Raw genomic sequence first — 21911 nt, forward strand, 5'->3', positions numbered from 1 at the left:
GAGACAACCTCGCTACCTTCTTTAATCGCTGTGAACTAAAAAGCAGGCTGCAACATAAACGACGCTAGAGACTTATACCGTTTCACCAGTTCTTAGTTCAAACGGCAATGTAGTTTTGGCCTCAAGGTTTTCAAGCAGCGCTTTTGTTGCTTGAACGCCTTTTTCAGAGCTTGATTGGCACACAGTAGTAAGGCTTGGTCGAGCGCGCTCAGCTTCCTCTATACCATCGAAGCCAGTAATCTTAAGTTCTTGTGGCACTTTTATGCCCATTTCAAGCGCCATATGCAGGAGCTCTAAGGCAATGATGTCACTCATGCACAGCACTACATTAGGACGTGGTGAACTCATCAACACCTCTTTGGCTGCTTGTCTAGCAAAGTGACGATCACTTTCCGGCAGATGCCAGATACGATCATTGCTCACGTTGACGTTCTTTTCTTCTGCGGCCTTTAAGTAACCATCTAGACGGCGGTGTGCAATTGAGCTTTCAACATCAATAAGCGGGTTATCGTAAATACGGCAAGTCGAAGGTGAATCAATGAGGCGCAGACCAAGAATGGCAATACTATCGCCTTCGTTTAGCGCGTGGTGCGCGACGCGATATGCAGCCTCTTCATTGTCGATATTAATTGATGGCTTTTTCTCTAAATCAAAATCCACTGTGACGACAGGCTTTGTTAACGCGGCTAACTCTTTTACCAAATTGGAATTGCGTGGCTGACCATAGCAGATAAAGCCATCAACAAAGTCTACAACATCAAGGATGCTGTCTGAGTCTCCGGCATATAAGAGTAAGTGTTTATTGTTCTCTTGTAGCGCAGAAGATACGCCTTTGATAAACGTACTCGCTACGGGGTCACTTACCATATAAGAAATACTGTCAGCGAGCACCAAAGCCACTATGTTTGACGTGCCTTTTCTAAGGATTTGCGCCGCTTTATTCGGCCCGCTGTATCCTATTTTTTGACACCGCGCTAATATTTCTTCGCGCTTCGCTTTCGATAATTGATCGGGGCGATTAAAAGCATTTGAGATTGTTGCTGTCGAGACGCCCAGCTGCTCGGCAACATCTTTAAGGGTCAGTTTTGTTTTATTCATTATTATTAGCTCTCTTAACGAACTTAATACCCTTACTTATAAAAAAAGGGTAGAAAGCATACGCTGCGACTACCCTTCACTATAACACTATCTTAAACGTTTAACTTATAATTTTTAACGTCCTATTAGTAGGTTGTGTTAAGAAATACTGTACAGCTTAATATTTAGAAAAAATCGCCATTAGCGCGTTCCAAAAATCTTATCACCAGCATCACCTAACCCCGGCAAAATGTAGCCTTTTTCGTTCAAGCGTTCGTCTACGGCTGCCGTGAAAATATCAACATCAGGGTGAGCATCAACAACCGCTTTAATTCCTTCGGGAGCGGCTACAAGAAAAAGCCCCATTATTTTGGTACACCCTTTTTTCTTAAGTAAGTCTATGGTCGCAATTAAGGTGCCACCTGTAGCAAGCATAGGGTCAACAATAAGCGCCGTACGTTCATCAATGTTTTTCACCACCTTGTCGAAGTAAGCCACCGGCTGAAGCGTTTCTTCATCGCGATAAAGCCCAACAACGCTGATTTTTGCATTGGGGATAAGCTCAAGTACACCTTCAAGCATACCTAGGCCGGCACGAAGAATGGGCACAACCGTAATTTTTTTACCTTTGATCTGCCGCACTTCCACATCGTCGCCAGACCAGCTTTTAATGGTTGCCCGTTCGGTAGGTAGTGTTCGCGTTGCTTCATAGGTAAGAAGGTTTCCTACTTCAGATGCGAGTTCGCGAAAGTCCTTACTACTAATATTACCATGTCGCATAAGCCCGAGTTTATGCGCAATGAGCGGGTGAGTTATTTCGTGAACGGCCATGTGAGACTCCTTTTAATCGATTTAGCTATATTTTACCCAAGGTATATTTTAGTTAAAGCGATTAGTCGTGAAAATATGTTTATTCAATGAAATACCTCACGCTCACTACCGCTACCCTACTTGTAGGGTAGCGCCATCAGGCATGGTTACCTCAATCTTCATATTACCGCCCACAGCAGCCAAATAGGCGGCCGCGCGCTGAAGAGAGACGTCTTGAATACGCTTTGATTCTAACTTGCTTACGCCCGATGCGGTTACCGACAACGCCATCGCTACGACTTCTTGTTTAACTCTATGCTGCTTTCTAATGTCACCTAATGTGATTTCTTTCATTGTTTCTTACCGAGAATTACGGGCATTAAAAAAGCCCAGATGGTGATACCTTCTGGGCTTTTGCAAAACGTTCTACCTGCTGTGCCCAGAAGCCAATACTGCCCCTGAACACCGATGGTCAGGTGCAATCAGTAATTAAAATTATAAAAATAAACCGTTGTAACGTTTTGCATAATAATTCTCTTTTCACGATGCGCTTGTCGGTCCGGCCCTATGCCGTGACTAAGCGTTTTAGGATGTCTATACGATATATCGGCGCTGAACTTGCCTATTTACCGCGTACATTTATCCTTAACCATAGCATGTCCATAAGCAATAGCAATGACTTTCCAAAAAGGAAAGTGCCTATATGCTTGTGTTATTGAACCTTTAGCATAAGAGCTAAATCCTTTACTTATCATCAAGATACTCGTCTTCCCTTACCTGTTTTACTCGCGCGAGAAAATCTGGGACTAATGCACTCCCCTCCTCGGGTGACCATGGGGCGAAGCCCTTATCATCGGTAACCTCATAGGGTCCCTGCTTAACTTCCATAAAGACAACAGGGCTATGGCAGGTGGTTGCATGCCACACGTTTGGCGGAATTTCCACGCCGCTGGTTTCACCATTCGCACATAAGCTAATTCTTTGCTCGCAACGCCCCTGTTCGTCGAAAAAAATAAGGTCGAGTTCACCATCGAGTACCATAAAAAATTCCCACTTATGCGGCTGAGTATGTCGGTGTGGCCTTACATATGAATCGGGCATCATCGCGATAAAGAGTCGCTGAACGGGATCTTGATAGTTATTGTGTACATTTAAATGAGCGCGACGACGGGAACTTCTGTCAGCCTGGGCTTTTAGGTTTTCAAACAGCGTTTTATCAAACCGCTTTATCCCCATTCGTTCAACAGCGCTTTGCTTTGAAGTAACGTCTTCATTATTGGCCAACATTTCCTCCCGAAAACTTGTAATAAGCGATAGGCGGGCTGCGAGCTTAGCTTCCCAGCCTTCTATAAAAACCTATCGCTTAAGTTACTGTTGCAATAGCAAAGTTACAAGCTTAGAGGCTAGCTATTTCGACCCATCCTCCTTGAATGAACTTCACCTTCTTATCTTGGTGGCAAAAGACAGGAATTTTCCAGCCCGCTTGCTCACTTTTGTTAAGACGGCTGTCTGGCCACGTATAGGCGGCTTGCGAAGACAGTTTCACCCACTTAGAACTGCCATTTAAAGGCGCTCGGCCAAGCTGTTGCCAACCTTTACTCTGTGTATTCACTTCTACTCCGTTCGGGCTGAAACGAATCATTGGCACGTCGTACTCATCAAGTACCACCATATGATGATCGCCACTGTAACTCACTCTAATAGCGCTTTCAGCGCCTGGAATAACCATAGCTGATAGGTCTGCTATCGGTGCAGAGTCGCGGTCAACCGTAACCAAAACCCGTTCATTAGGTGGCGCCAACGATTTGAAGTATCCAACAATATCACTACGTTCACCGTTTACCGCTAACGCAATCTTCCAATGATCCGAGTGTTCGTCAGTCTTTTCTAAGCGTTTGTCATACCAGCCGTAATAGTTTTTATCGCTCACTAATGTCCACTTAGACTCTAGCTTTCCGTCTGTTACCCATTCAGGCAAAGGTCTCGGACCTGCGGTTTGCACCTTAAACCACATGGGGTGATCCCAATTAGCATATACGCCAGCCTTGGTGATACGAATAAAGGGTTCATTATCATCCCCGAGCACTTCTACCTTTCCTTCACCCGTAAACTGCACGAGTATTTCGTTGCCTAAAGGCGAGCTTTGAACTTGGGATAAAATGGATGTGTCGTTTGTTATTTCCTTATCAATTACCGGAAGCCACTCTCCGGCAACAGCAGAAGCGCCATGGGCAAAAGCATTAGCCGATAAAACGCTAGCAACGCTTGTTAACGCGATAAAAGCAATAATACGTGTATACATATTAACCTCCCCTATTGGCACATTGCCGAAAGTTCACCCATTACTGTGATGGCTTTAGAAGCTGACGGTACCAAGTTCCCCTCCTCGTCGCGTGCATTAACAAACAACATATAATCACCCGGCGGCACTACCGCTTGTTGTGAAGGCATTTCAAGCACTATGCTGTTGGTGTTGTGGCGCACGATAGGCAATATAACGCTGCGCTGGTCACCGTCGATAAGGTGGGTAATGTTAGTTCTTCTTATTAACACCGCCGACTCTATCTTGGCGTTCATTGCCGCCGATACTTCGTCAACGTTTTTTAACCCAATACGGAAGTGTTCGCCCACCGAAACTGTTTTGTTCTTTTTACCAATTGCAGGGCGCTCGCCAAACATATAAGCAGGTTTGTAAATTTCAAAGGAAGGATCTCTGCCGTCGTTCGGTGAGAAGCCTGGCAAGGTAACACTATACGCATACGCGGTGTTAATCGGAGCATGCCCCCCAATTAACACGCTTCCGTCGGGAAGAAGCGCTGCAGAGTTGTGGTACGTACGCGGCCTATTTTGTTCTGCGACCTGCTTAAAGGTTTCCGTTTCTGGGTCAAATATCTCAGCTTTTAGTATGGGCTTACCTGAACCAGGTAACACAACCTCATCTCTATCAGCACCGGATACAACGAGCACCTCTCCAGTCGGCAACAATACGCCCGTACCGTACCAACGTCCTTGCGTAAGGCTGCCTGTAGAACGTGAATCATAAAGCATTTTTTCGCCGTCAATCGTGACCGAGTCTATACGCGCCAAGTTAGTGCCTACATATAACCCTGGGCTAGTAGCAGCCACACCGGTCAACACTCCCCCCGCGGTAAGAAACTCGGCTTTACTGTACTTTCCTTCGCTGTCTGGCGTTAGCGGCAGCATCATTGAGAACGTAGAACCTCTAAAGCCAGCGCCCAATAGCGATTGTACATCGGCCAATCGATAGGGGTCGTCGATAACAGGTGCCAATGCATCAAACGGGTTAGCAATAAACTCTTCAGTGAGCCCCGTAAGTAAGCCATTAAGTGAGGTGTCTGATTGCGTATTGGTAACGTTTAGGAAACTTGCCAAGTCGCTTATACCCGCTTCATTAAGGTGGAGAGGTAGTCCAGCGAAGCCTAAATCTGCCCACGTCTTTGAAGAGGGATCATATGCCGCAACAATATTCCATAAGGCTTGGTCATAACTTTGCCCAAAAGGATTAAACGCTTGCCCGCCACCATTGTAAAACACGTGCCCGTTTGGCAATAGATGAAGCCTTGGGTATAGCGGTAGTGAACGCTCTGCTAGCGGCCCGTTGTCAGTCCATTCTCCGCACGAGGTATCGTAGGTTTCAGTCACCGTTACGTTTCTACCTGAAGTCTCAGGCCGCGTTAAATAAACGGGCTTCACGAGTTTAGTTACACCACTGGCTACCAATACATTGCCGTTAGCCAGAGACAAGGCGCTGGGATACCAACGTCCAAAGTTCATGTCCCCAGTTTTGCGCCAGCTGTTATCTTCTGGATTAAAAATGCGGCTGTTTTTAAGGCCTTCTAATTCAGATAAACCAAAATTAATTGGCTCTCCTAGTAAGCTGGTATTAACCCCAGGTTCATGGTAGTAATCTGTACCGCCCACTGCCATAAGTTCACCGTTAGGTAAGCCTACTAGGTCTGCGCAAAATAACGCACCATCGTTATTAGTTCGGTCATCGTCGGTATTCAAGTCTACTGGCAAACTCGTACCTAACAGGCCGGTAATATCCCCAATAATGGTTTCTGAATCATTACCATCTGGGTTTGCGCCTGCATCTACCGGCGAGGGAGCAATCCAACTCGCATTGTCATTTTTCATGGTAAGAACGCGAGTTTGGTCGTTGATTATTGCTGAACCAATTTCTAGCAGTGCGTTGTATTCAACATTTTCGGTACCTTCTAACGCATTGAAATAGAGCACACGACCATCGTTTAAAAGCGCAAGACTCCCTGCGGCAGGTTTACACTTCAGTACACCATCCTCGTTCTCCTCACATTTCCCATTGTCAGGGTAATTGTTTATCGGGTTGGTTATATTGGTGTTGTTTTGGTCGGGAAATTCGCCCGATACGAGTGGCTCTTCAAACGGGTCCGTAAAAACCCCTTTTTGTTTGCAGACTTCAATGTTTGAGCATTCGGGCGTCACAATGGGTACTTTGCCCTTGTTGCGATCGGCAATGGCAAATTGTGAGGCGATACTTAAAGAGAGTAAGGTGAGTGTAGGTAAAAATAACGGACGTTTTTGCATGATGGCATCCTATTCTTGTTGAGTGTACGCACTGCTAACTTAAGGGCGGCGCCCTAAAAAATGTTAACAGCACGTTAACCAAACGTATAAGAAAGATGCTTAGATGCAAAAATTAAAAGTTTTTTTAATTTCTTATTTTTTACGCATTCTGCGGCTTTGTTCTTGGCGCTTTTCCTCGCGCTTTTCTTTTCTATCTTTTTTGTCAGGCGTTAGAGAGCCAGTTTTGAACTTCTCTTTTCTTTTTGCTTTTGCCTCGGCTTTTTTAGCGGCAGCCTTAGCCATTTCTTCTTTTTCACAAATTAGCATTTCTGGCGTTTCTAAGGTGACCCGACCAAGCTTACCAGACTGCAACTCCTTAAGAAGGATCTCACAGATTTTATGTAAATTAACCCGTCCCCCCGAAGCGATAGCACCACGCGTTTTTGCCGCTGCTTCTAAAAACTCAATTTCAGTTGAAGGAAGCTCGTCTAGCTTGAAACGCTCTTTCATTACTTCTGGGTAGGCTTTAATTAGATAGTCGGCAGCAAAAAAGCCAACATCGTCATATTCCATAGCAGTATTTTTTACCGCGCCAGATGAAGCTAATCGATATATAGAGTTCGGGTTTTCTAGTTTAGGCCACAGTACCCCTGGGGTATCGAATAAAATAATGCCGCTGCCTAAATTGATGCGTTGCTGACTTTTCGTTACGGCGGGTTCATTACCTGTTTTCGCAATTATTCGATCTGCAAGGATATTAATCAGTGTGGACTTTCCTACGTTTGGAATACCCGTGATCATTGCTTTTATCGCTTTTGGCTGGCCTTCTTTATAGGAACAAATACTGCGAATCAACTGCATGAGTTGCTTGCTATTACCCGGGTTGTCACTCGATGTGGTTATGGTTTTAACCCCCCGTTCTTTTTCGAGGCTTTCTTGCCATAGGGCGGTTAATTCTGGGTCTGCCAAGTCGTATTTATTAAGAATTTTGATACACGGCTTGTCGCCCCGAATTTTGGCAATCTCGGGGTTTTCGCTCGAATAAGGAATTCGCGCATCCAATACTTCAATAAGAATATCAACTTGATTAAGTGACTCTTTTATTTCTTTAAGGGCTTTGTGCATGTGCCCAGGGAACCATTGTAATGCCATGGTTAATTCCTATCGTAAACGTGTAGTAGGCGCTGAACTTAGCGCCTTAGCTCGTAAGCGCAAATATTAACGGCGCTGGCTAAGTTTAATGAGTCAATGTTACCACTTCCAGAAATGGTAAAGGCTGTTGCGTTTAATTGCCTTAATGATTCACTAGGTACACCTCGCGCTTCATTGCCAAACAGGTAGCACTGAAAGTCTTTAAAACCTTTGGTTTTGATATTAGCCCCATTCATGTCTAAAAAAGCAAAGCGCTCAAAGCGTTCGCTTAGCGTATCTAACGGAACGTTAAGCTCCATATTTACATGAAAGATAGCGCCCATGCTGGACCGCACCACTTTAGAATTAAAGGGATCTACGCTATTGGGACTAAGCAATAACGTGAAGTTATCAAACCAAGCTAGGGTTCTTAAAATAGTGCCTAAGTTACCTGGGTCTTGCACTTCATAAAGATAAATATACTTGCTCTGTGAAGACTTCGCTTGTTCGCTGATAGCAGTTTTAAAATCTGAAGTGCTTGTTGTGGTTTTAGGCAACGGTACCCGAGCAATGATTCCTTGAGGCGATGTTGTGTCGCTGAGTTGCTGCATTTGCTGAGAAGATACGATCTGTACCTTAATATTAGCACGGGAAATATCGCTATTTTGGCTTATCCAAGACTCATATTCAGTCGTCGCGTAAAGCGTAATGTCGTTAAAAAAGCCGTGGTCGTCATCACTCACTTTAAGCAACTCCAAAACTAAGTGCTCCCCCTCCACCAAATAGAAGCCAAACTGGTTTCTATATTTCTTCTGATGAAGCTTCTTCACATCACTTAGTTTCATTATCACAACCCTTTTCTTAACTTTCGGCGCAAGTGTAAGGTATGCAGCGAAAAACGCAAAGCAGCAAGTCGTTTTAATAGCGTAAAAAGGGACAGGCTTTTGGCTAGTCATAGGAAAAAAATAATTACTTCGCTTGCTCTGGTTAAAATTAGTTATCCCCATAATGAGCAACAAAGCACTATCATAATAAATATCAATTACCTACAATCACTGCTAGAAAGTTGCACCGAATGCAGTGTGACGTACATTGAAGTTTTGACTTCCCCTACTTAGAAAGTAACAGGACATACCATGGCGTTTAATTTAGCGATTAATAACGATATTGCAGTCATTACGTTTGATGACGGAAAAGTTAATGCAGTTGGCTTTACCCTTATTGAGCAATTCAACAATGCCCTTGATGAAGCAGAAAAAAACGCGAAAGCCGTTGTACTGCATGGCGGTGAAGGCAAGTTCTGCGGCGGGTTCGACTTATCAGTTATGAAGTCTGGGGACAAAGAAAAACAACACGAGCTTGTATCGAAAGGGGCTGATTTAATTGTACGCCTCTATAGCTTTCCAATACCGGTTATTGTTGCTGCAGAAGGCCACAGTATCGCAATGGGCGCTATTATGCTTATGGCGTCAGACTTACGCATAGGTAAAGATGCGGATACGAAATACGGCCTTAACGAGACGGCTATCGGTATGGTACTACCGCCTTTTGGTATGGAACTCGCCAAAGCAAGGCTTGCTAACACGAGCCAAACCGAAGCGCTACTTTTCTCTCGTATTTATCAAGGTAACGAAGCGGTGAAAGCGGGCTTTTTAGATGTAGCTGTGCCACAAGAAAAAGTGTTAGCAACGGCTATGGGATACGCGGAACAACTTAAAATGCTGCCTTCCCAAGCATTCGCAGCATCTAAACTTCAGCTGCGAAAAGAAACCTTAGAAAAAATGAAAGGCTAACGTAAGAAGATACCACCGGTTGAACAAAAAACCTTTAAATAGCAAGGTGAGCAAAGGGCCCAGCATTCGAAATGCGCGTTAATGTTGATAACGTTAACGCGCATCTGACTATCTTATCTCGTGCTATCTAATAGGGCCTGAACGGCGCTCAATTTCTTCTTTTAGTGCATTCCTGAAGCCTAGTTCAAAGCTCAGCTCCGCTAATACAAACAATGGCCCAATGGCTAACCCCATTATGTCATCGACAAAAGCAGGCTTTTTGCCTTCGAAATGATGACCGATAAACTGCAAGATCCAGCCCCCTACAAATATGCCCAATGAGATAGCCAGCCATGTACCTACGCCATACTGTGCAATAGGCTGAGCAAAATAAACCATGGCGCCAGTGATAAGCGCCATTATAAGGCCAAGCTTTACATCTAATTTAATGTAAAACGCACTACTGATAAGCCAAACAAACAGTGCCGGGCTCGCGTTAATCGTACCAATTAGCGGAAGGTGTACCGCAAAGGCTGGCTTGCTCAGTAAGCAAAACACTGAATAAACAATAAGCGGTATACCAATATAATGGGTATATATATTTCGTTGGTCTCTGTGGTACTTTGCGTATTCACTTAAATGTTGTTCTAAATTTTTCATACTGTATCTACGACAAGTTATCTCGAAATACCAGTTTACTCTGTACGTTAACGAACGAACTGTCGTCTTCACGACAGTAGTAACGCAAAGGTGAACTTAGTCATACTATTTCACTCATAGTGCTATTAACAAAAGATGATTGGGAGTATTTATGACCTACAGGACGTATCTTGGGGCGTTAACTGGCGCCGCACTTTTCTCTTTAGCAGCCTGCAGCACGTCACCCGATATTGATGGTTCACCTTCATCAGATTTAGGTGCGCAATCAACCCCGAGTGAGCTAACGACCTTTACCGATAGTCACTGGCAAGTGGAAAGTATTAAACAAGGCGGTATTATTGATTACAGCAATATTACTATGAACATCAGTAACAACCGTATAAGCGGTAGCACAGGATGTAACCGATACACGGGTACCATCAATGTAGAAAGTGAAAGCGACGAGCGATTTACTTTAACCACTGACAATATCGCACTAAGCAGAAAGATGTGCGCCCCAGCATTAATGAAACAAGAGCAGCAATTTATTGATGCACTTACAGAGACCGCTTTTTACGCTATCGATAAAAATACATTACTTACCCTATTTGACAGCAATAAAGTAGAAACGGTCAAAGCCATTAACACCTCGGGGTCACTGTCCTCTATGCAGCCGACACCTAATGGACCGCAAGCGACCAACCTCCAGCAACGCCCCGTAAGTGAAAAACAGGATCGAGTTAACACGCCACAGCCCAGTGCAAAGGTTTATGACTGCGAAACCCCCAGCGCGAATACTACCTCACTGAAAGTTAACAGCTTAGGTCCAGACACTTTGGCATTAACACTTAACAATACACATCATATTGTGCAGCTTTCGCGCGCGGCATCTGGCGCGAAATATACGAATAACAAAAACGTCGTTTTTTGGAATAAAGGCGATGAAGCGACACTCTCGGTCAATTCAGGTAACTATTACTGCAGCCTAATTAAGTAGACGTACACGCTACGTAATCGGCAATTTGCCCTAAGGCGAGTGAGCGTACCCATTCTTACTCGCCTTCTCCCTCCCTGCGAACTTGAACAACGCTTTTTTTTTGCGTTATGACTTGAAGCTGTTTTATTCCGTGTTCCTTCAAGCATATACCCTAACTATCACAGCGCTCGCCTAACATAATTAGTTTCAGCTAAACATTTTCCTTTAGGTCATGAGCCTAAATACCCGCTCAGTGATAAAAAATGCCGACACTAGACACTTTTTAATGTTTTCGATTTTTTACTTATGTAGCAGTTATTTAGTTGATTAACACTCACTTAAAATGAATGTGTTTTCCCTCTCCTTCACTAAGACAAAGTTGAAATAATAATTAGAGCACTATACAATTTATTTTTATTGAACGACCAATTAAAATAAAATCACTGTTAAGAACGAAGCGTTTCAGCGCTTAAAATAGACGGTTCGAGGCACAGCAGGCTTGGAAAGTAACGGTGATTTTAATGAAGCGTGAAGCACTTGATACAAACGCTATCTCTTAAGGACGAGAAAAATAGTTTCAACACTATTCATCGTATTGAAACTATAGTTATGTATTTATTTGCACATTTTTAGCTTCAACTATTTGGCGAGAATCTTCAGCACCTTTTTAACGTAGGAGTTTATGCATGTCATTACCGACTTATCAGAATTTTATTCACGGCAAGCCGATGGCAAACAAAAGCAAAGAAACCTTTGCAGTAACCAACCCCGCAACCGGTGAAGTAATTTACCACGTAGAAGTGGCTGATGAGTTCATTCAACAAAAAGCAATAAAAAGCGCAAAAGAAGGCTTTGCGGTTTGGTCTGCAATGATGCCAATTGAAAGAACCCGCATTTTAAATAAAGCGGTGGCGCTGCTTCGAGAACGTAATGACGAACTAGCAAAATTTGAAGTGCTTGATACGGGCAAGCCGATTCAAGAAGCTGACTGCGTAGATATTGAAACCGGTGCTGATGTTATTGAATATTACGCAGGTCTTGCCCCTACTCAACTGGGTACGCAACAGCCTGTTGGCGGTGACTTTTTCTATACCCGTAAAGAGGCACTTGGCGTTTGTGCAGGTATTGGCGCGTGGAATTACCCTATTCAGATCGCATGCTGGAAATCAGGCCCTGCACTTGCAGCCGGTAACGCGTTTATCTTCAAACCTTCTGAAGAAACGCCGATGGGCGCACTTAAACTTGCCGAAATCTTTATCGAAGCCGGCGTACCTGCTGGTGTATTTAATGTGGTTCAAGGTGCCGCTGAAGTGGGCCGATGGCTTACAAGTAGCCCTGACATTGAGAAGGTGTCATTTACCGGTGAAGTGGGTACGGGCAAAAAGGTAATGCAAAGCGCAGCTGCGTCTAACCTTAAAGATGTCACTATGGAACTTGGCGGTAAATCACCGCTCGTCGTATTTGAAGATGCGGATATTAGCCAAGCAGTAAGCGCGGCAATGCTTGGTAATTTCTATACCCAAGGTGAAATCTGCACCAACTGTACACGCGTTTTTGTACAGCGTTCTGTCTATCAAGCCTTTACCGACGAGCTGAAAACCCGCACGGAAAATAACATTGTAATGGGCGATCCGCTCGACCCTAACGTAAACCTTGGCGCTCTTATTTCTAAAAAGCACCAAGAGCTTGTACTTGGCTACATTGCTAAAGGTAAGGAAGAAGGCGCTACCCTTCTAACGGGTGGCAACGCAGCCTCTCCTGCGTCAGCTCCGAACGGTTTCTTTGTTGAACCCACTATTTTCACAGACTGCACCGACGATATGACTATCGTGAAAGAAGAAATCTTTGGCCCGGTAATGAGCGTGCTAGTTTTTGATGACGAAGATGAAGTTATTGCCCGAGCTAACGACACTGAGTTAGGACTAGCGGCTGGTGTATTCAGTAAAGACATTCAGCGCGCGCACCGCGTTATTCACCAGCTTGAAGCTGGTATCTGCTGGATTAATGCTTATGGAAACTCACCCGCGGAAATGCCTGTAGGCGGTTATAAGCAGTCAGGTATTGGCCGCGAGAACGGGGTTGAAACGCTTAATAGCTACACGCAAACCAAGTCGGTTTACGTTGGCATGAGCGAAATAGAGAGCCCGTTTTAAGGCGCGTCCTAAGGAGTGAATATGCAAACGTTTGATTACATTATTGTAGGTGCAGGTTCTGCCGGCTGTGTGTTAGCGAACCGCCTGTCGGAAAACCCTAAACACAAGGTGCTGCTGCTTGAAACCGGTGGCTCTGATAAAAGCATTTTTATCAAAATGCCAACAGCGCTGTCTATTCCTATGAATACCGACAAGTACGCGTGGCAGTTTAATACCGAGAAAGAACCTTATCTAAACAATCGCGAAATGCATTGTCCTCGCGGAAAGGTGTTAGGTGGCTCTTCTTCTATCAATGGCATGGTGTATGTGCGCGGACATGCAAAAGACTTTGATGAATGGGAAGCCCACGGCGCAGAAGGCTGGAATTACCAAGCCTGTCTCCCGTATTTTCAAAAAGCTGAAACCTGGTACAAAGGCAATGATGCTTACCGTGGCGGCAATGGCGAACTTGGCGTCAATAACGGTAATGAAATGAAGAACCCGCTTTACACGGCCTTCATTAAAGCCGGCGAACAAGCGGGCTATGACATTACAAGCGACTACAACGCCAAGCAACAAGAGGGCTTTGGCCCTATGCACATGACCGTAAAAGATGGCGTGCGCAGTTCTGCGAGTCGCGAATACCTAGACCCTGTTAAACACCGTAAGAATTTAACCATCATAACTGGCGCACTGGTAACTAAAGTTGTGCTAGAAGACAAAGTGGCCAAAGGCGTTGAGTATGTGGTTAACGGTAAAACCGAAACGGCACGTACGTCTAACGAAGTTATTTTAAGCGCGGGCTCAATTGGCTCACCACATATCCTTCAACTGTCAGGTATTGGTGATAGCGAAGCCTTAGCCAAAGCGGGAATTGACGTAAAGCATCACCTGCCGGGCGTGGGTCAGAATTTGCAAGATCACTTGGAGTTTTACTTCCAATATAAATGCAAACAACCGATTACGCTAAACCGCAAACTAGGTCTTATTTCAAAGGGCCTTATTGGTGCCCGTTGGTTGCTAAACCGCTCTGGTTTAGGAGCAACAAATCATTTCGAATCGTGCGCTTTTATCCGCTCTAAGGCCGATGTGGAATGGCCTGACATTCAATACCACTTCTTGCCTGCGGCCATTCGCTATGACGGAAAGTCAGCGTTTGACGGCGATGGCTTCCAAGTTCACGTAGGGCATAACAAGCCTAAAAGTCGAGGCAGCGTCACTATTCAGTCAGCCGACCCAACGGTGCCGCCTAAGATTTTGTTCAACTACCTACAGCACCAAGATGATATTGAAGGGTTTAGAGCATGCGTAAGACTTACAAGAGAAATTATCGCTCAGTCAGCATTCGACGACTTCAGAGACGGCGAAATACAGCCTGGCGAACACATTCAGACGGATGAAGAAATAGACGCCTTTGTACGTGAAGCTGTTGAAAGCGCCTACCACCCATCGTGTTCTTGCAAAATGGGCGAAGACGACATGGCGGTCGTGAACTCACAAACAAAAGTTCACGGCATTAAAGGCCTGCGGGTGGTCGATTCATCTATCTTCCCAACTATTCCAAACGGTAACTTGAATGCGCCAACCATTATGGTGGCAGAAAAAGCTGCGGATATGATTTTGGGTAAGCCGGCGCTGCCATCACAGGACGTACCTGTGTCTATTCACCCAAATTGGCAAACCGAACAGCGCTAATTATTTCATTCTATTTTGCACCAATGCGCTTGTAGTTACTTCAAGCGCATCATCCACAGTGCCTATATGTCGCCTTTATATGGCTGACGCATAGCTGGGTGGGCTGTTTAATAACTAAAAAAGGAAAAAACATGTTACATTTTTATCAATACTGGGAGGGTGATAATGACAGTATGGCTTAGTGCAGGCATTATTTTTACCCTACTTTCTGTCGCGTACATTTTGTTTAAATGGGGCAACATGAAAGTGGTTGGCGTAACGCCAGTTAGAACCTTTACCTTTATTGCTATTCTTTTCACCTCAGGTTTAGACGTGGGCCTTATCATGTTCCCGCTAACCGAATTTGCAGGTTATGCTGACATAAGCGCAAGTCCTGAATATGCATTCACCAACCCACTCGCTATCGAGTTCGGCTTTTGGGGTTTCTTAATTTGGGGGTTCTACTTTCTTACTTGCTTTTATTTCTGCGTAATCGAACCCAAGGTTAAATTCTTTGAAAACCCTGTTGTTAAGCTAGTTAACAACGTTGTGATCATTGGCACCTGTGCTTTCACGGCATTTTTATTGCTCTCGAACCTACCTTGGTATCTGCCCTCTGTCGGTGACGGTGAATCTATCGTACCCGCCTTTTACCTGATTGTTTTCGCGGCCATTGCGTTTGCGGTTTACTCAAGTACAAGCATTAAGTATGTACGTATTTTAAGCCTAACCACAACGTGGGTGTTTATTGCCTTAATTGTTGGCATGTGGGCCGGCGCATTCATATTTGGCGAAAGCAAAATGATGGCGTATTTCACCAATCTAGGTCTTATTGGTGGCTACTTTGCTAACATTGATAACTTTGTATTGCCTATCAATGAATATCATGAATTTTATCTGTTCTGGTGGTTTAGTTGGAGCATCATGATCGGCCAATTTACATCTCGATTTGTAGGCGGCCTTAGAACCTATCAAGTGTTACTGGCAATGATGGTCATTCCGTCTATTCCTATCGCAGCTTGGTTCTCTGTGCTTTACCATTATCACAGCGCAGGGATCCCAACGGAAGGTATCACTAATTTAGCGATGGTTTTTGTCGGCGTTGTGTTTGTAATCAACTCTCTTGATTCATTAATAAGGCTTTACACAGATAACCTCAACATATCGGTTGAACGTATAGGCAAGACCAATTACATCGCCTTGAATATCGTTGCACTGTCGCTGCTAACGTTATTATTCAAATTAGATTTCTTGCAAATCCAGTGGGTTGGCGCGCTAGTTATTGCCATATTCTTTAGCTGCTTTGCTTTCATTCTAAGTCAGAAGTTTAAATCGGTAACGGCGATTAAAACCTCGCCGAAAGAAAACAAAATCGACTTTACGAAAATAGAAAATCTTAACTAATTAACGCAATTTATCGCTTCCCACTTTTTGTTCCCATTGGCTCAGTAATGAGCCAACGGGGCAAGTCTTGACTATCGCAAGACATCTAAAGGGTGTTAATTGAGAAGCGAATACAAACAATGATAAAAACAGGTGTTTAACAATGAAAAAATCGTATGCGTCTTTAACATCTTCTTGTGTATTCACTGCTGCTATTGCGGCAACACTTTATTCATCAGCATCTTTCGCAGATTGGAGCGCGAACATCTCAGCGGTTTCTGACTATACCTTTAACGGAGTCAGCCAGACCCAAAATGATCCAGCGCTACAGGGCGGCGTTGATAAAGCATTCGAAAACGGAAGCTACGCTGGCACGTGGGCATCTAACGTAGATTTTGATGGCGACACCAACCTTGAATGGGACTTTTACGTAGGTAGCTATCAAATGGTTACCGACACCGTTAGCATCGACTACGGTATTGCCTACTACTCATATCACGGTGGTGACAATTCAAGCGACGGTAACTACCCGGAAGTTTATACTAAATTTGGTTACGCTAACGATTACGGAAGTTCAGAGCTTAACTTTTGGTACACATGGGACTACTTTGGCACTGGCGCTAAACACGCTATCGCAATGGTTGCCCATACCTTCGAACTCGCCCCGAACCACTATTTACGCGCAAGTTTCGACGTGTCGAACTCGCTAGACAGCGACAAGTGGATTTGGCAAGACGATGAAACCTCGTTTTATCATTACCGCTTAGCTTATCAAACGAGTTACGAAGGGTTTGATTTCGAAATCGCGGCTGAAAATACTAACTTAGATTACGATACTGCTGATGAGCGTATTGTATTTGGTGTATCTAAAACGTTTAGCTTTTAAAGCCTGCTTTTAAGCACTATTTTCTAATATAGAAAACAAGGGCTAAGCATAAAGTTAACGCGTGCGCATGCCGTTATTAATGCGCACGCTTTTTATGGCTTTTCTTGTTGAATTTTGCCGCTAAATAGTCGTTAAAACGACCACGCGATAAAGCGACTTACCTTACTCCCCTGCCCCATATCAATGACTTCACATTCACGTGCGCCGTAGTAATTAATGCTCGTTTTAAGTGGCTTTAAATGCGCGCTTTTCGATACCAAGCAGGTAAACCATTCAACATTGTCTTTTACGTTAACACTTTCTTTAATCATGCGTTGAATAAACGCAAGCTCGCCGCCTTCACACCACAGTTCGTTCGCTTGACCCGCAAAGTTTAGGTTGGCCTGTTTCGCGACATTTTCTGTAACCTTGTTATGCCCTTTTGATTTCGCGCTATGAGCGAACCCCTTTGGTGATTTTGCCGGTAGTTTGCCACCACGCTTGTGCTTATTACGGGCTAAATTTGATGTTTTTCGATGAGTGCCGAGTAACGCATCTTCTGCAGACTTATGAAAAGGTGGGTTACACATAGTAAAAGTGAAATGCTCGTTATCCTTAATAATACCCTCAAAAATATGTGCACTATCGGCTTGTTTTCGCACGCTAAATTTATTGGTTAGCCTTTTATTTTTGCTCGCTATTCGCGTAGCACTTTTAACCGCTTGGCCGTCTACATCACTGCCCACAAATTCCCAGTCATACGAGGCCACTCCAATAATGGGGTAAATTGCATTGGCACCCACGCCCACGTCTAGACCGCGAACAGCGTCTCGCTTTTCATCAGATTGATATAATAAATCGGCAATGCCGTGAATATAGTCGGCTCTACCTGGAACAGGCGGACACAAATATCCTTCCGGCATGTCCCAATATTCAAGCTTATAGTAGTGGAAAAGCAGCGCAGCGTTGAGCGCTTTTACCGCGTTGGGATTGGTAAAATCGATACTCGTTTTGCCACTTTTTGCGCGCACTAAGAAAGGTTTAAGTGCGGGATACGACTGGCACAGCGCATCCATGGGATAGCCGTTCTTGTGAAGATTTCTTGGGTGCATGAAGCGCTACTTTTTATTGGAAATTAGAAATTGAGACTGCACGTTATCATCGAGCAACTGGGCGCCACAGCCCCGGGCTGCCACTTTATCGTCGTTATTGTATAGCCTGCAGCGTTCTAATGACAAACACCCACAGCCAATACACCCCTCTAACGACGTTTTCAAACTAGTCAGCGCCGCTATTTTTGCTTCAAGAGATTAAGGTAGTTTCATCAAGATAGCCACTCAATTGATTTATATATACAAAGCATAATTTACGTGTTAACGATATAAATAATAGACAGAAAATAGAAAAGTTATGAAAAAAATCAACGGAATGCATATGAACAAAGTTATATTTATTCTACTCACCCTCTTCAGTTTCAGTGCACTAGCTAACTCAGTTCTCTCAATGAAAGAACGTAGCGCATTAATTGACACTATTCTTGAGCAACGTTTCAGTGATGTACTCCCTGGAATTATGGAGCGTGAAGGCATCGACATGTGGGTGCTGATGTCACGAGAGTACAATGAAGATCCTGTTTTAAAGACCATGCTGCCCTCTACATGGCTAGCTGCTAGGCGCCATACCATGTTAGTCATTTATAATCCTGGGGATGGTCGCCCCCTTGAAAAGTTAGCAGTAGCGCGATACGCAGTAGGTTCACTATTTAAAAAGGCGTGGGACAAAGAAGCCCAACCCGATCAATGGCAAGCGTTGAAACATATTATAGAGTCGCGAAACCCAACGAAAATTGCCATCAATACTTCCGATGCTTTTGCCCTTGCAGACGGTATGACATCAACCGAATACAATAGGTTTATGGCCACACTATCTGATGAATTCAAACGTCGAGTGGTAAGCGGTGAAATGCTTGCTATTGGTTGGCTAGAGACGCGTAGTGAGTTAGAGATGAAGCACTACCCTGCTCTTGCGCAAATTGGCCATTCGCTTATCGCCACGGCATTTTCTAATGAAGTCATTACCCCTAATGTCACTACAACCGATGACGTGGTTTGGTGGCTTCGCGATCAAACTCGCGCACTAGGCTTAACCAACTGGTTCCACCCTACTGTTTCTATCCAACGTAAAGACAGCGAAGTTTTTGATCAAATCAGTGCGTTTAGTAAGCGCCCTGGCGAAAATATTATTCGACCTGGTGATTTAATTCACGTTGATTTTGGCATTACTTACCTTCGGCTTAACACTGATCAACAACAGCATGCTTACGTGCTAAAGCCCGGAGAAAAAGACGCACCAGCGTCACTCAAAAATGCGCTCAAAGCCGGTAACCAGTTGCAAGACATACTAACCAGTAATTTTAAAGTAGGAAGAACAGGTAACACTATTTTAAATATGTCGCGACAACAGGCTATAGAGCAGGGTATCACGCCTGCTATTTACACTCACCCGCTTGGTTTTCATGGGCATGCAGCTGGCCCAACTATAGGAATGTGGGATGCACAAGAAGGAGTGCCTATTAAAGGTGATTACCCAATGTTTGCACAAACGGCGTACTCTATAGAACTTAATGCAGCGAGTTTTATTGAGAAGTGGAACAAAGAGATAAGAATTATGCTGGAAGAAGATGCGTTTTTTGACGGTAAGTCAGTGACGTATTTAGATAATAGACAGACTGAGTTTCACTTAATTCATTCGGGAGAAGCGCAATAACTATACGTGAGGCGTTGAGTTTATTTTGAAATATAAGCGCTAACGTGTGGCAAGAATAGCCAGTAAGGGAAAAGAGACTGAGAGATAAAATTTGTAAAGTGTCAGGCCTTTCGTCTTTTAAGCGAAAGGCCATGAAACTGTACATAGAATTAGCAGTAGGTTGCTACCCTTTTCGCAGGCTTATTCAGCAGCAGTGCGAACAACCACGTTTTCCGTTTTGTATTCACGAACAAAGTCAGAAATTGCTTTGTGGTTGCAGATAATGTTTTCACCTTCTAAATCAAACTTTGCTAGTGCCGCTTCTTTACCTACAGACAGCGCTTCTAAACATGCTTGCGAAGCTACATCTTTGTTTTTAGCAACAAGAGCAACAGTTTTAGCGTTGTCAGAGGCTTTGTTGTTTTTGTACATGTAAGCGAACGTGCGAAGTGACTCGCCGTTACAGCGAACTGATGCACTAAACTCTTCCGCATTAAAACCTTTTGAGCGAATAAGGCGCAATGCAGGACCAAAACCATCTTTAGCTGCAGTCAAACACGCTTGTGTTTCAATATTATCGTTAATTGGCTTAAGTGCGATGTCTTTTGCGAAAGACTGAGTTGCAGCAACAGATAGCGTTAAAGCAATAGCGAAAGTAGACAGTTTCATTTTTTGAATTCCTATTTTGTAACTAAATTAGACATCACCTAAGTGATGTGTACATTATGAACAATACTTTCAAAAAATAAAGCTATTTTCGTAATTAAATTACAGAAAACACAAAATAAACAGACAGATCACGCCGAAACTGAAAGTTATTTACAAAAAATAGCAAGTTTTGTATAAACATTTACATATAAGTCTTTTTCGTTACAGCTTTGGCTATTTATAAGTTGGGTATAATGCTGGCAGATGCGGTTGAGCGGTAGATACAAAAACGCGCTGGCAACAGAGCTCAGCGCGTCTGAAACTAAAAATCTATTGGAAGACTCTTTGAGCAATAATGCAGAGTCTTGTTCACAGAACTATGAAATTAAATCATGCATCCAATTGATGGAAGGTAGTTGCTGCTCAGGTTGGTAAAACAGTCTATTTAACCTACCCAGTAAATTTACCGATCGACTTGGATCGTGCGCTTTCATTCTGTGTGCACTTTCAGTACGCATAAATTCCCAAGGCTGTAAATTTAAATCATCAACCTCTTGCTGTTCTACGCCAAGGGACTTCAGGGTAGAGAGGATACGCTCAGTCTTACTCTCTGCGATGGGAATAATCTGGTTACCGTACAGCTCGTCTAATGGCGCATTAACCGCTTCTAACGTATGATTGATTGCAGACCACACATCGTCGTGATCAAACGCCCATCCACGCGGTGCGTAGTAACCTTCTATTTCCCACTCAAATTCCGCGTTACTTACTGCAATAGAGCTTTCTGCTTCGGGCGAATAGGCTAAATCCGGCTTAGCCCCAATATTGTATGCATCAACACTCATAGCAACACAAACAATGAGATCACCGCAATATTGAGGGTTGGTATACAGGGCTTCAAACGCAGCCCGCTTAACGCCCATCCAACCGTGAACTTTAGAGGGCTGCTCTACAAAGTGACGTACGTCATCTGGCAGGTCTTCACCGTAAAGATCGATGAGTAAAGGCAACGGGTTTTGATCCGGTGCTTCATCTGGCATCCATACTTCGTATTCTTGACGGTTATCGGCCTTTCCTCGGCTTTTTATGCCATAAGATAAATTTACGGGTCTACAGATACTGCGATCTTCATCTACTTTGTGAAAATATTCAGAGCGCATACGCTTAATAAATGGGGCATCTAAACCCGCAAGTGCGGCTGTCGGATACCGATAACCAATTTCGCTGTGCTCAACCATATGTAAAGTGGGAATAGCTTGCGTCAGTTTTCTTTTCAAACCCGACAATGTATTCACTTTTGGTAGAACGATACTGCGCTCTGGCTCTATGGTTAACCTGCTGCCATCTTCAGTAATAAACTTTGGCGTTTTGTGAAACTCATAACCGTTAAACCCCATTGTTTTTACCGCTGCATTTCTATATTGCGATAGTTCACTAAAAAGCGCGGTGTGATTGCGAATATGTTTAAATAACGGTCTTGATGCGGTCATATT

General features: G+C 44.0%; 19 protein-coding genes and 1 pseudogene. 7 read left to right on the top strand and 13 right to left on the bottom strand.

Annotated features, from left to right (window positions below; all coding sequences use genetic code 11):
* Positions 1 to 72 precede the first annotated feature (72 nt).
* From ACX5J7_RS17820 to ACX5J7_RS17855, 8 genes are all read right to left on the bottom strand, one after another.
* Complete coding sequence (locus ACX5J7_RS17820; RefSeq protein ID WP_474376076.1) at positions 73 to 1098, bottom strand: LacI family DNA-binding transcriptional regulator; 1026 nt, start codon at positions 1096 to 1098, stop codon at positions 73 to 75.
* Between the two features lie 180 nt (positions 1099 to 1278).
* Positions 1279 to 1908 (bottom strand): uracil phosphoribosyltransferase, encoded by a 630-nt coding sequence (upp, locus tag ACX5J7_RS17825; RefSeq protein WP_015067689.1) that lies wholly within the window; start codon positions 1906 to 1908, stop codon positions 1279 to 1281.
* A 111-nt stretch (positions 1909 to 2019) separates the two neighbouring features.
* Positions 2020 to 2241: a helix-turn-helix domain-containing protein gene (locus ACX5J7_RS17830; protein ID WP_014950268.1), complete on the bottom strand. Its 222-nt coding sequence runs from the start codon at positions 2239 to 2241 to the stop codon at positions 2020 to 2022.
* 390 nt (positions 2242 to 2631) lie between these two features.
* Complete coding sequence (locus tag ACX5J7_RS17835) at positions 2632 to 3174, bottom strand: WbuC family cupin fold metalloprotein (protein ID WP_023559811.1); 543 nt, start codon at positions 3172 to 3174, stop codon at positions 2632 to 2634.
* A 109-nt stretch (positions 3175 to 3283) separates the two neighbouring features.
* Positions 3284 to 4189, bottom strand: coding sequence for a hypothetical protein (locus tag ACX5J7_RS17840; RefSeq protein ID WP_023559812.1), 906 nt, complete (start codon positions 4187 to 4189; stop codon positions 3284 to 3286).
* 11 nt (positions 4190 to 4200) lie between these two features.
* On the bottom strand, positions 4201 to 6474 hold the full coding sequence (locus ACX5J7_RS17845) for a galactose oxidase early set domain-containing protein (protein WP_498707747.1): 2274 nt from the start codon (positions 6472 to 6474) through the stop codon (positions 4201 to 4203).
* A 132-nt stretch (positions 6475 to 6606) separates the two neighbouring features.
* The gene (ylqF, locus tag ACX5J7_RS17850; protein ID WP_015067695.1) at positions 6607 to 7605 is read right to left on the bottom strand and encodes a ribosome biogenesis GTPase YlqF; all 999 of its coding nucleotides are present in this window, start codon (positions 7603 to 7605) and stop codon (positions 6607 to 6609) included.
* Between the two features lie 38 nt (positions 7606 to 7643).
* Positions 7644 to 8429, bottom strand: coding sequence for a TrmH family RNA methyltransferase (locus ACX5J7_RS17855; RefSeq protein WP_462835430.1), 786 nt, complete (start codon positions 8427 to 8429; stop codon positions 7644 to 7646).
* A 291-nt stretch (positions 8430 to 8720) separates the two neighbouring features.
* Between ACX5J7_RS17855 and ACX5J7_RS17860 the strand changes: the two genes are divergently transcribed.
* Positions 8721 to 9377 (top strand): crotonase/enoyl-CoA hydratase family protein, encoded by a 657-nt coding sequence (locus tag ACX5J7_RS17860; protein ID WP_474116188.1) that lies wholly within the window; start codon positions 8721 to 8723, stop codon positions 9375 to 9377.
* Positions 9378 to 9500: 123 nt separating this feature from the next.
* Here the strand turns inward: ACX5J7_RS17860 and ACX5J7_RS17865 are convergent, their stop codons facing one another.
* Positions 9501 to 10016 (bottom strand): Mpo1 family 2-hydroxy fatty acid dioxygenase, encoded by a 516-nt coding sequence (locus ACX5J7_RS17865; RefSeq protein WP_141152510.1) that lies wholly within the window; start codon positions 10014 to 10016, stop codon positions 9501 to 9503.
* A gap of 151 nt (positions 10017 to 10167) precedes the next feature.
* Here ACX5J7_RS17865 and ACX5J7_RS17870 point away from each other — a divergent pair, with 151 nt between their 5' ends.
* The 5 genes from ACX5J7_RS17870 to ACX5J7_RS17890 all read left to right on the top strand — a co-directional run bounded on the left by ACX5J7_RS17870 (position 10168) and on the right by ACX5J7_RS17890 (position 17046).
* Positions 10168 to 10992: an META domain-containing protein gene (locus ACX5J7_RS17870; protein WP_474376078.1), complete on the top strand. Its 825-nt coding sequence runs from the start codon at positions 10168 to 10170 to the stop codon at positions 10990 to 10992.
* A gap of 665 nt (positions 10993 to 11657) precedes the next feature.
* Positions 11658 to 13124, top strand: coding sequence for a betaine-aldehyde dehydrogenase (gene betB / locus ACX5J7_RS17875; RefSeq protein ID WP_498707748.1), 1467 nt, complete (start codon positions 11658 to 11660; stop codon positions 13122 to 13124).
* A gap of 21 nt (positions 13125 to 13145) precedes the next feature.
* Positions 13146 to 14798, top strand: a complete 1653-nt coding sequence (betA, locus tag ACX5J7_RS17880) for a choline dehydrogenase (RefSeq protein WP_498707750.1) — start codon at positions 13146 to 13148, stop codon at positions 14796 to 14798.
* Between the two features lie 165 nt (positions 14799 to 14963).
* Positions 14964 to 16181, top strand: a complete 1218-nt coding sequence (locus tag ACX5J7_RS17885) for a choline transporter (protein WP_071952275.1) — start codon at positions 14964 to 14966, stop codon at positions 16179 to 16181.
* A 142-nt stretch (positions 16182 to 16323) separates the two neighbouring features.
* A complete protein-coding gene (locus ACX5J7_RS17890) occupies positions 16324 to 17046 on the top strand; it encodes a TorF family putative porin (RefSeq protein WP_498707751.1) in 723 nt (240 codons plus the stop codon).
* Positions 17047 to 17177: 131 nt separating this feature from the next.
* On the opposite strand, the gene rlmF is transcribed toward ACX5J7_RS17890, so the two are convergent.
* Together rlmF and ACX5J7_RS17900 are read right to left on the bottom strand one after the other, a co-directional pair.
* Entirely contained in the window at positions 17178 to 18137 is a 960-nt protein-coding gene (gene rlmF / locus ACX5J7_RS17895) for a 23S rRNA (adenine(1618)-N(6))-methyltransferase RlmF (protein ID WP_023559815.1), read from the bottom strand.
* A 6-nt stretch (positions 18138 to 18143) separates the two neighbouring features.
* Positions 18144 to 18332, bottom strand: a pseudogene (locus ACX5J7_RS17900) (redox-sensitive transcriptional activator SoxR); the annotation flags it as partial.
* 121 nt (positions 18333 to 18453) lie between these two features.
* On the opposite strand from ACX5J7_RS17900, the gene ACX5J7_RS17905 reads away from it, so the two are divergent.
* Positions 18454 to 19791: a M24 family metallopeptidase gene (locus ACX5J7_RS17905; RefSeq protein WP_498707770.1), complete on the top strand. Its 1338-nt coding sequence runs from the start codon at positions 18454 to 18456 to the stop codon at positions 19789 to 19791.
* A 180-nt stretch (positions 19792 to 19971) separates the two neighbouring features.
* Here the strand turns inward: ACX5J7_RS17905 and ACX5J7_RS17910 are convergent, their stop codons facing one another.
* Together ACX5J7_RS17910 and ACX5J7_RS17915 are read right to left on the bottom strand one after the other, a co-directional pair.
* Positions 19972 to 20439, bottom strand: coding sequence for a hypothetical protein (locus tag ACX5J7_RS17910; protein ID WP_020744028.1), 468 nt, complete (start codon positions 20437 to 20439; stop codon positions 19972 to 19974).
* A 356-nt stretch (positions 20440 to 20795) separates the two neighbouring features.
* Positions 20796 to 21908 carry a hypothetical protein gene (locus ACX5J7_RS17915; RefSeq protein ID WP_041703442.1) on the bottom strand — a complete coding sequence of 371 codons (1113 nt, stop codon included), beginning with the start codon at positions 21906 to 21908 and terminating at the stop codon, positions 20796 to 20798.
* Positions 21909 to 21911 lie beyond the last annotated feature (3 nt).

Source organism: Alteromonas infernus (assembly GCF_902705815.1).